The sequence below is a fragment of the Paraburkholderia sp. UCT31 genome (assembly GCF_014397655.1).
Taxonomy (GTDB): domain Bacteria; phylum Pseudomonadota; class Gammaproteobacteria; order Burkholderiales; family Burkholderiaceae; genus Paraburkholderia; species Paraburkholderia tuberum.
This window is the reverse complement of sequence record NZ_VZQP01000017.1, coordinates 95893-107924: the sequence shown is the minus strand read 5'-3', so window position 1 is coordinate 107924 and position 12032 is coordinate 95893. Positions and strand designations below refer to the sequence as shown.

Below are 12032 nucleotides of genomic sequence, written 5' to 3'. Positions count from 1 at the left end.
ATGCGCATTTATGAAAGGTATTTCGCGCGTCAGATCTATCTCACGTTCGTGTTCATCCTGTTTGCATTTTCAGGTCTGTTCTTCTTCTTCGACCTGATCAACGAACTGAACTCGGTCGGCCACGGCAACTACAAGTTTCAGTACGCGGTGCTGCGCGTCGCGCTGCAAACGCCGTCGCGTTTCTACGAAATCATTCCGGTCGCGGCGCTGATCAGCGCGATCTACGTGTTCGCGCAGATGGCGGCGAACTCCGAATACACGATCTTCCGCGTATCAGGCCTCGCGACGAATCAGGCGCTGCGCTCGCTGCTGAAGATCGGCATTCCGCTCGTGATCGTCACCTATCTGATCGGCGAAGTGGTCGGCCCGTATACGGATCAGCTCTCCGAGCGCGTGCGGCTCGAGGCGCTCGGCTCGTCGGTGTCGAGCAACTTCCAGTCGGGCGTGTGGGTCAAGGACACGCTGACCGAGCGCGCCGACGGCGAGCAGGTCACGCGCTTCGTCAACGTCGGCGAGCTGAAGCCCGACGCGACGATCAGCAACGTGCGCATCTACGAGTTCGATTCGAAGTTCCGCCTGACGAACATTCGCATCGCGCAGAGCGGCCGCTATCAGCCGCCGGGCCACTGGCTGCTGACCGGCGTGACCGATACGCAACTGCTCGACGTGGCCCCCGCTCCGGGTACGCCGGCAGATGCGCTCAATCCGGTCTATCGCGCGAAGCAGGTCACGCTGCCCGAGTATTCGCTGCGCTCGGAGCTGACGCCGCAGATCCTGTCGGTGCTGCTGGTGTCGCCGGACCGGATGTCGATGTTCAATCTGTTCCGCTATATCCAGCATCTGACCGAAAACCATCAGGACACGCAGCGCTATGAAATCGCGCTGTGGCGCAAGGTGCTGTATCCGTTCGCGGTGTTCGTGATGCTGGTGCTGTCGCTGCCGTTCGCGTATCTGCATACGCGCGCGGGCGTGGTCGGCGTGAAGGTGTTCGGCGGCATCATGCTCGGCATGAGCTTCCAGCTGTTCAACACGCTGTTCTCGCATATCGGCACGCTCAATACGTGGCCCGCGCCGTTGACCGCGGCGACACCTGGGCTCGTCTACCTGGTGCTGGGGCTCGTCGGGTTGAAGTGGGTCGACCGGCACTAACGCCAGTGCGTTGAGGGGCATCGTCAGGAGCTGATGCGATGGCTATGCACGGACTGATTCTGTTTGGCCACGGCGCGCGCGATGCGCGCTGGCGCGAGCCGTTCGAACGGCTCGCCGACAAGCTGCGCGCCGCGCGCGCGGCGACGGGCGAAGCTCCTGCGGTTACGCTCGCCTTTCTCGAACTGATGGAACCCGACCTGCCGACGGCAGTCGCGCAACTCGTCACGCAAGGCTGCGATGCGATCACCGTGGTGCCGGTGTTCTTCGGGCAAGGCGGTCATGTCCGCAAGGATTTGCCCGCGATCGTCGATCATTGCCGCGCCGCGCATCCCGGTGTCGAGATTCACTGCGCGGTGGCAGTCGGCGAGGATGATTCGGTGCTGGATGCGCTCGCGCAGTATTGCCTGCGGCAGCTCTGATTTTTTCGTTCTGGTTGCTCAGATTCGCCGCTCTCGGGTCGGCCCCACCGAGGATATTCAGGCCGCGACCAGCATCCCATTCGACGAGCGCTTCGCCTCGGTCTGCCGCGCCGCGAACGCCTCGCCGATCATCAACAGACTCGGCTGCGACGCATCGACCCAGCGCTGCGCTTCGCCGGCCGCAAGATCTTCCAACGTCAGCGTCAGCATGCGTTCGCGCGGCGTGCTGCACGCCTCGACGATCGCCACGGGCGTCGTCGCGGGCTTGCCAGCATCGATCAGTTGCTGCGCGATTTCGACGCCGCTGTCGCGGCCCATGTAGAACACCAGCGAATCGGCGTTGACCTGCTCGCGGATCTCATCGGAACCTGGCGCGCGGCTGAACGTCGCGAGCGCGACGCTGCGCGACACGCCGCGCAGCGTCAGCGAACGCTTCAGCGTGGCCGCGCTCGCCAGTGCGGCGGTGATACCCGGCACGACTTCATACTCGATGCCCGCGGCTTCGAGCGCGCGCATCTCTTCGTCGGCGCGGCCGAACAGCATCGGATCGCCGCCCTTCAAACGCACGACTACGTCGTGCTCCAAAGCCGCATCGACGATCTGCTTGTTGATGAACTGTTGGGCCGTCGATAGCTGGCCGCAGCGCTTGCCGACCGCAATGCGCTTCGCGCGCGCGGGCGCGTAGTCGAGCATCGCCGGCTCGACCAGCGCGTCGTGCAGCACGACGTCGGCGGCGCCGAGCAGCCGCGCGCCGCGCACCGTGATCAGGTCCGCGGCACCGGGTCCCGCGCCGATCAGATAAACCTTACCCATTGACATCAACCTGTTCGTTGGAGCGTACGCGGCGGCGCGTTGCGCCGCCTGTGTGGCCCATCCGTCGCCTGCCAGCCTTGCCGTGCTCAGGCGGAAAACGCGCGGATCATGCCGGCGGCGACCGTGTGGTTCGTCGCCTCGTCGATCAGCACGAACGCGCCGGTGCCCTGATGCGAGTCGTACGCGTCGCACACGAGCGGCTTCTGCAAGGTCAGCGCGACACGACCGATGTCGTTCATCGCCAGTTCCTTGCGATCGGTCGCCTGCGACAGCGTATGCACGTCGAGCACTTCCTTGATCGCGCCGATCCTGGCGAACACCGTGCTGGTGGTCTGCTTCAGCAAATACTTGCGCTGCGTCGACAGCGGCGTGTCGTCGAACCAGCAGAGGTCGGCTTCGAGCTTGTTCGCCGGCTCCGGCGCCGCTTCGCGCAGCACGAAGGTGTCGCCGCGCGACACGTCGACGTCTTCGGTGAGACGGATCGTCACCGTCTGACCGGCGAACGCACGGTCCACCTGCGCGGTGCCGCCGACCACCGGCGCGATGATCTCGGCCACGGTCGCTTCGCGATTGGCCGGCAACACGACGATCGTGTCGCCGAGCTTCACTTCGCCCGATTCGACCCGGCCCATGTAGCCGCGGAAATCGTCGGCCCGGCTGCCGTCCTGGCGCGCGACCCACTGCACTGGAAAGCGCAGCGCCTCGCCGCTCGCGGTTTCGACCGGCAGCGCTTCGAGCACGTCGAGCAGCGGCTCGCCCGCATACCACGGCATGCGCTCGCTCGCCGTGACGATGTTGTCGCCCTTCAGCGCCGACACCGGCACGAAGCGCACGTCCTGCAGACCGAGGTGACGCGCGAGCTCGACGTAGGCGTCGCGGATCTCGTTGAAGCGCGCTTCGCTGTAGTCGACGAGGTCCATCTTGTTGATCGCGACGATCACGTGCTGCAGACCGAGCAGCTTCACGATCGCGCTATGACGCTTGGTTTGCGGCAGCAGTTGCGCGACGCCGTTGTCGAACGTCACGCGCGTCGCGTCGACGAGAATGATCGCCGCATGCGCGGTCGACGCGCCCGTCACCATGTTGCGCGTGTACTGCTCATGCCCCGGCGTATCGGCGATGATGAACTTACGCCTAGCGGTGGCGAAGTAGCGGTAGGCGACGTCGATCGTGATGCCCTGCTCGCGCTCGGCTTCGAGGCCGTCGGTCAACAGCGACAGATCGATTTCATCGCCGACGGTGCGCTTGTTCTTCGCGCGCGACAGCGCCGAGAGCTGGTCGCTCAATACCGCCTTGCTGTCGTACAGCAGGCGGCCGATCAGCGTGCTCTTGCCGTCGTCGACGCTGCCCGCAGTGATGAAACGCAGCACGCCGAGGTCTTCTGGTTGATGAATACTGCTCATGATTTTCCTTGTCCCTCTGTCGGCCGGAGTTAGCGCTTCAGCGCTTACTCCGGTCCCAAGTGTGCTTAGAAATAACCCTGCTTCTTGCGCTGCTCCATCGCCGCTTCCGAGACCTGGTCGTCCATCCGCGTCGCGCCGCGTTCCGTGATTTCGGTGACGGCCGTCTCGGCGATGATCTTCTCGATGACGTCCGCGTCGCTTTCGACCGGGCACGTGCAGCTGATGTCGCCGACCGTGCGGAAACGCACGAGCGCCTGTTCGCTCGTCTCACCTTCGCGCATCGGCGTGAGCGGCGTGACCGGCACGAGCAGGCCGTTGCGGCGCACGATCTCGCGCTGGTGCGCGTAGTAGATCGACGGCAGTTCGAGCTGTTCACGCGCGATGTACTGCCACACGTCGAGCTCGGTCCAGTTCGAGATCGGGAACACGCGCATGTGTTCGCCGTTGTGCAGACGCGCGTTGTACAGGCTCCACAGTTCCGGGCGCTGCGCCTTCGGGTCCCACTGGCCGAATTCGTCACGGAACGAGAAGATGCGCTCTTTCGCGCGGGCCTTTTCCTCGTCGCGGCGCGCGCCGCCGATCATCGCGGTATAGCCGTACTGCTCGATGGTTTCGAGCAGCGTCACCGCCTGCGCGGCATTGCGCGAATCCGTTTCGCGACGCAGACGCACGGTGCCGCGCTTGATCGAATCTTCAACATGGCCGACCACCAGTTCAGCACCGATCTCTTGCGCGCGACGATCGCGGAAGTCGATCACTTCGTCGTAGTTGTGGCCCGTGTCGATATGCACGAGCGGGAACGGTAGCTGCGTTTTGCGGTTCGCGCCGAGGCCGAACGCCTTCAGCGCGAGCGCGAGCACCACCACGGAGTCCTTGCCGCCCGAAAACAGCAGCGCCGGCTTGCTGCATTCGGCAACCAGTTCGCGCAGGATGTGAATCGACTCGGCTTCGAGCCAATCGAGGTGATCCATCCGGTTGACCGTGTTGGCAAGCGGAGCGTTGACAGAGGAATCGAGCGTGGTGCTCATAGCGGGTCCTTCGTTGGTTCGTCCGGCAAGCGCTGCTCGCACGGGCGAAAATATTCAGATCGGTTTCGGCGGTAATGCGCCGCAAGCTCGGTACGCGGCGCTCAGGCCGACGCGTTTTCGTTGCGCTCGACCGCAATCGGAGTAATCGCCGTGATATGCAAGCCGCATTCCTTCGTATCGCGCGACTCCCACCACCAGCGCCCCGCCCGGCTGTCTTCGCCGGGGCGGATCGCACGCGTACACGGCTCGCAGCCGATGCTCGGATAACCGCGCGCATGCAGCGGATTGACCGGCACGTCGAACGCACTAAGATAATCCCAGACTTCGGCTTCGGTCCAGTCCGCGAGTGGATTGAACTTGGCGATATTGCGCGCGCCGTCGTGCTCTTCCTCGTGCAGCTCGGCACGCGTGACCGATTGCTCGCGACGCTGCCCGGTCACCCAGGCGCTGACCTCGGCAAGCGCGCGATTGAGCGGCTCGACCTTGCGGATCTCGCAGCAGCGCTTGCGCAGCTCGACGCTTTCATAGAATGCGTTCAGACCGTGCCCGTTCACATACTGCTCGACCGCGGCCGCCTGCGGATGAAACTGCTCGATGTCGTAGCCGTAGCGCTCTTTCACGCGGTCGAGCATGCCGAGCGTTTCCGCATGCAGACGCCCCGTGTTCAGCGAAAAGATGCCGATCTTCACGCCGCGCGACAGGATCGCATGCGTGAGCAGCATGTCTTCGGCCGCGAGGCTGCTCGCGAGCTTCACGTTCGCGTGACGCGCGGCGATCGAGTCGAGCAGCGCGTCGAGACGCTCGACCTTCGCTGCGAGCTCCGGGCTCAACGATTGCGCGGTGCTCATGCCGGGACCTTGGCGGCGCCAGCCTGCGCGGCACGGCGGCGGAACAGCGGCGACGTGTCCACGGCGCCCTGGTACTGCACGCTAAAGTCGTCGAACGCTTTCAACGCGTCGTTGATGTCCTTGTCGGCGCGCAGTGCATACGCGTCGAAGCCGCAGCGGAACATGAACGTGATCTGGTCGCGCAGCACGTCGCCGATCGCGCGCAGTTCGCCGTTGTAGCCATAGCGCTCGCGCAGCAGACGGCCGATGCTGTAGCCACGGCCGTCGCGGAACACCGGGAAGTCCACGGCGATCAGCGCGAGCTTGTCGAAGTCGCCGACGAGGTCCGCCGGTTCGTTATCCGGCGCGAGCCACACGCCGATGTCGGCGGCTTGACGCGCGGCCACGAGCGCTTCACGCTCGGCCTGCCACAGCGCCAGCGGCACGATGACCTTGCCGGCCGGCAGTTCGGCCACTGCCGGCAAAGCGCCGTCTTCCGCGGCACGCACGACGCTCCAGTCGTCGTTGACGATCGCGCGGTTCTTGATGATTGAAGCCATCTGTTCAGTATCCTTTCGCGGTTACGCGTGAGCCGGTTGACGCGCGGCGTACACGCGCTCCTTGAACGGCACGATGCCGATACGGGTGTACGTATCGATGAAACGCTCGCCTTCCTGGCGGTTTTCCACGAACGTATCGATCACCTTCGTCATCACGTCGGGCATTTCCTCGGCCGAGAACGACGGGCCGATCACACGGCCAAGGTGAGCGCCGGTCGCGCCGGTGCCCTGCTCGCCGCCGAGCGTCACCTGGTACCACTCGGAGCCGTCCTTGTCGACGCCCAGAATGCCGATGTTGCCGACGTGATGGTGACCGCACGCGTTGATGCAGCCCGAGATGTTCAGCGACACGTCGCCGAGGTCGTGCACGTAGTCGAGATCGTTGAAACGCTCCTGGATCGCGAGCGCGATCGGAATCGACTTCGCATTCGCGAGCGAGCAGAAGTCACCGCCCGGGCACGAGATGATGTCGGTCAACAAGCCGATGTTCGGCGTCGCGAAACCCTGCGCCCTGGCCTTTTCCCACAGCGCGAACAGGTCGCGCTTCTTGACGTCGGCGAGGATCAGGTTCTGTTCGTGCGACACGCGGACCTTGCCGAACGAGTATTCGTCGGCCCAGTCGGCGACCGCGTCCATCTGCACGTCCGTCGCGTCGCCCGGCGCAACCGTGGTCGGCTTCAGCGACAGCGTGACCGACGCGTAGCCCGCCACCTTGTGCGGACGCACGTTACGCTCGACCCAGCGCGCGAACGCGCGGTTTTCCAGCAGATGCTTTTCGAACGGCGTATCGGTGTCCGGCAGCTTGTCGTAAGCGGGCGGCGCGAAGTATTGCGTCACGCGATCGACTTCGGCCTGCGTGAGCGTCGACGGGCCGTCCTTCAGGTGCTGCCACTCTTCTTCGACCTGCGCGGCGAACTTCTCCGGCGACAGCGCCTTCACCAGAATCTTGATACGCGCCTTGTACATGTTGTCGCGGCGGCCGTAGCGGTTGTACACACGCAACACGGCTTCGCTATAGGTCAGCAGGTGCTGCCACGGCAGATCGCGGCGGATCACCGCGCCGACGATCGGCGTGCGGCCCAGACCACCACCGGCGAGGATGTCGGCCACCAGTTCGCCCTGTTCGTTCTTGCGCAGATACACGCCCATGTCGTGAATCTGCACAGCCGCGCGGTCTTCCTTCGAACCCGACACGGCGATCTTGAACTTGCGCGGCAGCCACGCGAATTCGGGGTGGAACGTCGACCATTGACGCAGGATTTCGGCCCACGGACGCGGATCGACGACTTCGTCGGGCGCGACGCCGGCGAATTGATCGGCGGTGATGTTGCGAATGCAGTTGCCCGAGGTCTGAATGCCGTGCATCTGCACCGAGGCGAGCTTGCGCAGAATCTCCGGCGTTTCTTCGAGCTTGATCCAGTTGTACTGGATGTTCGAACGCGTCGAGAAATGGCCGTAGCCGCGGTCGTGTTCGCGCGCGATCTGCGCGAGCACGCGCATCTGGTCGCTGCGCAAGTTGCCGTACGGAATCGCGATGCGGTGCATGTACGCGTGGCGCTGGTAATACAGACCGTTCTGCAGGCGCAGCGGACGGAATTCCTCTTCGCTCAATTCGCCCGACAAGCGGCGGCGAACCTGATCGGCGTACTGCGCGACCCGTTCATCGACGATGGTCTGGTCGTACTGATCGTATTGGTACATTCGGGGGCCCCAATTTTTTCGAAACTTGCGTGACACGCGACCGTCCGGATCGGCCGCGGCTTGAATACCGGCTTTGTCAGCTATCGCAAGCGAGCGTTTAGACCCATCGCTCATTTGCTTATAACAAATACAGATATCCATATTGAAAAAGATGGACAGATCGTAATAAACTCGCCTTATATTTCAAACGACTAAAAAATTCTTTTTATATGCGGCGAGGTTATATATGAACCTGCACCAATTCCGCTTCGTCCGCGAGGCTGTGCGGCAGAACTTCAACCTCACCGAAGCGGCCAAGGCGCTGTTTACGAGCCAGCCGGGCGTCTCGAAGGCGATCATCGAGCTGGAGGACGAACTTGGCGTCGAAATCTTTACCCGCCACGGCAAGCGCGTGCGCTCGCTGACCGAGCCGGGCCGCATCATATTGGAGTCGGTCGAAAAAATCCTGCAGGAAGTGGAAAGCCTGAAGCGGGTCGGCAAGGACTTCGCGGCGCAGGATCAGGGCAACCTGACGATCGCCGCGACCCACACGCAGGCGCGCTACTCGCTGCCCGCGGCGATCGCCGAGTTCAAGAAGCGCTTTCCGAAGGTTCACCTTTCAATTCTGCAAGGCAGCCCGACCCAGGTCGCCGAAATGGTGCTGCACGACCAGGCCGACCTCGCGATCGCGACCGAGGCGATCTCGAACTACAAGGATCTGGTGTCGCTGCCCTGCTTCCAGTGGCACCACGTCGCGGTGCTGCAGCCCGACCATCCGTTGCTCGAGCGCAAGCTGCTGTCGCTCGACGACCTGACCCAGTACCCGCTGATTACGTACGACAACGCGTTCGCCGGCCGCACCAAGATCAACGAAGCGTTCCGTCTGCGCGGTCTGCATCCGGACATCGTGCTCGAGGCGATCGACGCCGACGTGATCAAGACCTACGTCGAGCTGGGCCTCGGCGTCGGCATCATGGCCGACATCGCGTTCAACGCCGAGCGCGACCGCCATTTGCGCGCGATGCCGGTCGGCCATCTGTTCGGCAGCAACGTGACGCGCGTCGCGCTGAAACAGGGCGCGTATCTGCGCAGCTACGTGTACACGCTCGTCGAGCTGCTGTCGCCGAGCCTGAGCCGCAAGCTGATCGAGCAGGCGCTGAAGGGCGAACACGAAACCTATGAGCTCTGAACCGCTTCCATACCGCTCTCTCGCTACGGAGACCTTCCGATGAAGTTGGATAACAATAAAGTACGCAACACCCTGCGCGGCCTCGCGGCCGCGGCGCTGCTCGTCGCCGGCGCGGCGCACGCCGACCTGAAAGTCGGCATCGATCTGTCGTACACCGGACCGGCCGCCGTGATCGGCATCACCAGCAAGAACGCGATGCTGATGTGGCCGCAGACGATCGCCGGCCAGAAAGCCGACTACATCTTCCTCGACGACGCGTCCGACCCCGGCAACGCCGTGCGCAACATCCGCAAGCTGATCGACGAGGACCACGTCGACGTGGTCGTCGGCCCGAACATCACGCCGGCCGCGATGGCCGCGCTCGATCCGGTCGCCGACAGCCAGACGCCGATGATCACGCTGATCGGCTCGGCGATCGTCGTCGAGCCGCAGGAAGGCAAAAAGATCTGGGCCTACAAGATGGCGCAGACCGATAGCGCGATGGCCGACGTGATGACGCGCTACATGTCGAACCACGACGTGAAGACGGTCGGCTTCATCGGTTTCGCGGATGGCTACGGCGAAAGCTGGCTCAACGAGTTCAGCAAGTTCGCTGCGCTGCGCCATATCCGGCTGGTCGCGACCGAGCGCTACAACCGCACCGACGCGAGCGTGACCGGCCAGATCCTGAAGCTGATGGCCGCGAAGCCCGACGCGATCCTGATCGCCGGCGCGGGCACCCCAACGGTACTGCCGCAGCGCACGCTGATCGAGCGCGGCTACAAGGGCCCGATCTATCAGACGCATGGCATCGCGACGCCGGAGTTCATCAAGCTCGGCGGTAAAGACGTGGAAGGCACGCTGTTCCCGACGCAACCGGTCGTCGTCGCGCGCACGCTGCCGGCCGATCATCCGTCGAAGAAGGCGGCGCTCGCGTTCGTCGACGCGTACGAGGCGAAGTACGGCCCCGGCAACGTCACGCAGTTCGCGGGCGACGCGGCCGGCGTGTACCCGCGCCTGCAGGACGCCGTCGCGCGCGCGTTGAAGACCGCGCAGCCGGGTACGCCGGCGTTTCGCGTCGCATTGCGCGACGAGCTCGAACACGCGCATGAGCTGGTGGTGCCGAACGGGGTCGTCAATACGACCCCGAAGGATCACGTCGGTCTCGATCAGCGGGCGAGCGTGATGGGCACCATCAAGAATGGCAAGTTTGTTTACCTGAGCCAGTAATCTGGCATCGGGGCGCCGATCAGGCGCCCCTGACGGCGGCTTCGCGAATGTGGAAGCCGCCGTTCGTTCAGCGCGCACCCCATCCGCTTTCTTTCGCCTTTCGGTAGAACTTCCCTCACAGCGCGTCCGCACGATCGGCCACACCGCGCCAGCGAACGCCTACACTGCATGGATCCGCTTCTCCGTTGGCGCATTGCACGCATGCGACGCATGCTGCGTCACGGTCAACGCGTTGCCCGTCCGGCAGACCTGATCACGCGAACGCTGCCGGAGCACAACATCCGCACGGGAGGCATGATGGCCACCGCTTCGATCACAGAGAACGCCAGCGCTGGCATCGTCACCGTTGCAAGCACCCATGCGGGCGACGCGACCGCCGAGCGTCTTCAAACCTTGATTCTGGAGCGAGGGCTGACGGTTTTCGCCTGCATCGATTTCAGCGGTGACGCTGGGCGCGAGGGACTGGCGATGCCGTTCAGCCGGCTCCTGATCTTCGGCAATCCCAAAGCCGGTACACCGTTGATGCAACTCGCGCCGACCGCCGCGCTCGATCTTCCTTTGAAGGTGCTTGTCTGGGAGGACGCGGACGGCCGTGCGTGGCTATCCTTCAACTCGACGGCCTATCTTCGTGAGCGGCATGGTCTGCCGGACGACTTGATGAAGCCGGTGAGCGGTGTGGCCGCCCTCGTCGATGCGGCCGCGCGGTAACGTGTCGAACGAAGGAGACCGCCATGTCCATGCACGCTCTGGTCCTCAGCCAATACAACGGCCCGCTCGAATACACGCCGCTGCCCCGCCCGGAACCCGCTGCCGGCCAGGTCCTGGTGCGCGTCGCCGCGAGCGGCCTCAATCCGCTCGACATCAAGATTCGCGCGGGCGAGGCCGGGCACGCGCAACACCCGTTGCCGCTCGTCCTCGGTATCGACCTCGCGGGCACGGTGGAGGCGCTCGGCGATGGCGTCGGCGGGTTCGCTGTCGGCGACAACGTGTATGGCATGACCGGCGGCGTCGGCGGCATCCAGGGGTCACTCGCCGAGTACGCTGCGGTCGATGCCGCCCTGCTCGCCCATGCGCCGCGCAATCTGTCGCTGCGCGAGGCCGCCGCGTTGCCGCTCGCGTTCATCACGTCGTATGCGGGTATCGTCGATCGCGCGCGTCTGCAAGGCGGAACCAAAGTGCTGGTCCAGGGTGGCGCCGGAGGGGTCGGCCACATCGCCGTGCAACTGGCGCGCGCGCTCGGCGCCGACGTCTATGCAACCGCGAGCGCACACAATGCCGAGTTGGTGCGGCGGCTCGGCGCGACACCGATCGACTACCGCGCGCAGACGGTCGAACAGTATGTGGCGAGTTTGACCGATGGCGAAGGCTTCGATCTGGTCGTCGATACGGTAGGGGGGGCCTCGCTCGATGCGTCGTTCGCCGCGGTCCGGCATTTTGGGCACGTGGTCAGTGCGCTTGGCTGGGGGACGCATGCGCTTGCGCCGCTGTCGTTTCGTGAAGCCAGCTATTCAGGGATCTTCACGCTGTATCCGTTGCTGACCGGTCGATATCGCGCGCACCTCGGCGAGATGATGCGCGAAGCGACGCGGCTCGTGGAAAGCGGCGCGCTCGCGCCCGTGGTCGATCAGACACGGTTCGATTTGCGCAGCGCGGACGAGGCCTATCAGCTCGTCGGCAGTGGGACTGGACGTGTGAAGGTGGTGGTCGACGTGGATACCGCGCAACGCTGACCCGGTCATGAACAACCCGTCGAAA

The 12032-nt window shown here is 64.3% G+C and carries 12 protein-coding genes; 6 read left to right on the top strand and 6 right to left on the bottom strand.

Features of this window, described 5'->3' with window-relative positions:
• The gene (gene lptG / locus F6X40_RS16620) at positions 1-1149 is read left to right on the top strand and encodes an LPS export ABC transporter permease LptG (RefSeq protein ID WP_184065287.1); all 1149 of its coding nucleotides are present in this window, start codon (positions 1-3) and stop codon (positions 1147-1149) included.
• 38 nt (positions 1150-1187) lie between these two features.
• A complete protein-coding gene (locus F6X40_RS16615) occupies positions 1188-1568 on the top strand; it encodes a sirohydrochlorin chelatase (protein WP_184065284.1) in 381 nt (126 codons plus the stop codon).
• Between the two features lie 57 nt (positions 1569-1625).
• Here F6X40_RS16615 and cobA read toward each other — a convergent pair whose 3' ends face one another.
• From cobA to F6X40_RS16585, 6 genes are all read right to left on the bottom strand, one after another.
• On the bottom strand, positions 1626-2381 hold the full coding sequence (gene cobA / locus F6X40_RS16610; RefSeq protein WP_090803404.1) for a uroporphyrinogen-III C-methyltransferase: 756 nt from the start codon (positions 2379-2381) through the stop codon (positions 1626-1628).
• Positions 2382-2467: 86 nt separating this feature from the next.
• Complete coding sequence (locus tag F6X40_RS16605) at positions 2468-3784, bottom strand: sulfate adenylyltransferase subunit 1 (RefSeq protein ID WP_187628558.1); 1317 nt, start codon at positions 3782-3784, stop codon at positions 2468-2470.
• 65 nt (positions 3785-3849) lie between these two features.
• On the bottom strand, positions 3850-4812 hold the full coding sequence (gene cysD, locus F6X40_RS16600) for a sulfate adenylyltransferase subunit CysD (protein ID WP_184065278.1): 963 nt from the start codon (positions 4810-4812) through the stop codon (positions 3850-3852).
• A 101-nt stretch (positions 4813-4913) separates the two neighbouring features.
• Positions 4914-5660, bottom strand: coding sequence for a phosphoadenylyl-sulfate reductase (locus F6X40_RS16595; protein ID WP_090803400.1), 747 nt, complete (start codon positions 5658-5660; stop codon positions 4914-4916).
• Positions 5657-6199, bottom strand: a complete 543-nt coding sequence (locus tag F6X40_RS16590) for a DUF934 domain-containing protein (protein WP_187628557.1) — start codon at positions 6197-6199, stop codon at positions 5657-5659. The genes F6X40_RS16595 and F6X40_RS16590 overlap by 4 nt, the downstream gene beginning before the upstream one ends.
• 21 nt (positions 6200-6220) lie before the next feature.
• The gene (locus F6X40_RS16585) at positions 6221-7900 is read right to left on the bottom strand and encodes a nitrite/sulfite reductase (RefSeq protein ID WP_187628556.1); all 1680 of its coding nucleotides are present in this window, start codon (positions 7898-7900) and stop codon (positions 6221-6223) included.
• Between the two features lie 226 nt (positions 7901-8126).
• Between F6X40_RS16585 and F6X40_RS16580 the strand changes: the two genes are divergently transcribed.
• The 4 genes from F6X40_RS16580 (at position 8127) to F6X40_RS16565 (ending at position 12007) form a co-directional block, all read left to right on the top strand.
• Positions 8127-9068 carry a CysB family HTH-type transcriptional regulator gene (locus F6X40_RS16580; protein WP_184065266.1) on the top strand — a complete coding sequence of 314 codons (942 nt, stop codon included), beginning with the start codon at positions 8127-8129 and terminating at the stop codon, positions 9066-9068.
• 39 nt (positions 9069-9107) lie between these two features.
• A complete protein-coding gene (locus tag F6X40_RS16575; protein ID WP_187628555.1) occupies positions 9108-10277 on the top strand; it encodes an ABC transporter substrate-binding protein in 1170 nt (389 codons plus the stop codon).
• Between the two features lie 201 nt (positions 10278-10478).
• Entirely contained in the window at positions 10479-10985 is a 507-nt protein-coding gene (locus F6X40_RS16570; RefSeq protein ID WP_260336303.1) for a DUF302 domain-containing protein, read from the top strand.
• Positions 10986-11008: 23 nt separating this feature from the next.
• Positions 11009-12007, top strand: coding sequence for a zinc-dependent alcohol dehydrogenase family protein (locus tag F6X40_RS16565; RefSeq protein WP_187628554.1), 999 nt, complete (start codon positions 11009-11011; stop codon positions 12005-12007).
• The last annotated feature ends 25 nt before the right edge of the window (positions 12008-12032 follow it).

Coding starts and splice junctions, on each gene's coding strand:
- lptG (WP_184065287.1), top strand. CDS start 1: ATGCGCATTTATGAAAGGTATTTCGCGCGTCAGATCTATCTCACGTTC.
- F6X40_RS16615 (WP_184065284.1), top strand. CDS start 1,188: ATGGCTATGCACGGACTGATTCTGTTTGGCCACGGCGCGCGCGATGCG.
- cobA (WP_090803404.1), bottom strand. CDS start 2,381: ATGGGTAAGGTTTATCTGATCGGCGCGGGACCCGGTGCCGCGGACCTG.
- F6X40_RS16605 (WP_187628558.1), bottom strand. CDS start 3,784: ATGAGCAGTATTCATCAACCAGAAGACCTCGGCGTGCTGCGTTTCATC.
- cysD (WP_184065278.1), bottom strand. CDS start 4,812: ATGAGCACCACGCTCGATTCCTCTGTCAACGCTCCGCTTGCCAACACG.
- F6X40_RS16595 (WP_090803400.1), bottom strand. CDS start 5,660: ATGAGCACCGCGCAATCGTTGAGCCCGGAGCTCGCAGCGAAGGTCGAG.
- F6X40_RS16590 (WP_187628557.1), bottom strand. CDS start 6,199: ATGGCTTCAATCATCAAGAACCGCGCGATCGTCAACGACGACTGGAGC.
- F6X40_RS16585 (WP_187628556.1), bottom strand. CDS start 7,900: ATGTACCAATACGATCAGTACGACCAGACCATCGTCGATGAACGGGTC.
- F6X40_RS16580 (WP_184065266.1), top strand. CDS start 8,127: ATGAACCTGCACCAATTCCGCTTCGTCCGCGAGGCTGTGCGGCAGAAC.
- F6X40_RS16575 (WP_187628555.1), top strand. CDS start 9,108: ATGAAGTTGGATAACAATAAAGTACGCAACACCCTGCGCGGCCTCGCG.
- F6X40_RS16570 (WP_260336303.1), top strand. CDS start 10,479: ATGCGACGCATGCTGCGTCACGGTCAACGCGTTGCCCGTCCGGCAGAC.
- F6X40_RS16565 (WP_187628554.1), top strand. CDS start 11,009: ATGTCCATGCACGCTCTGGTCCTCAGCCAATACAACGGCCCGCTCGAA.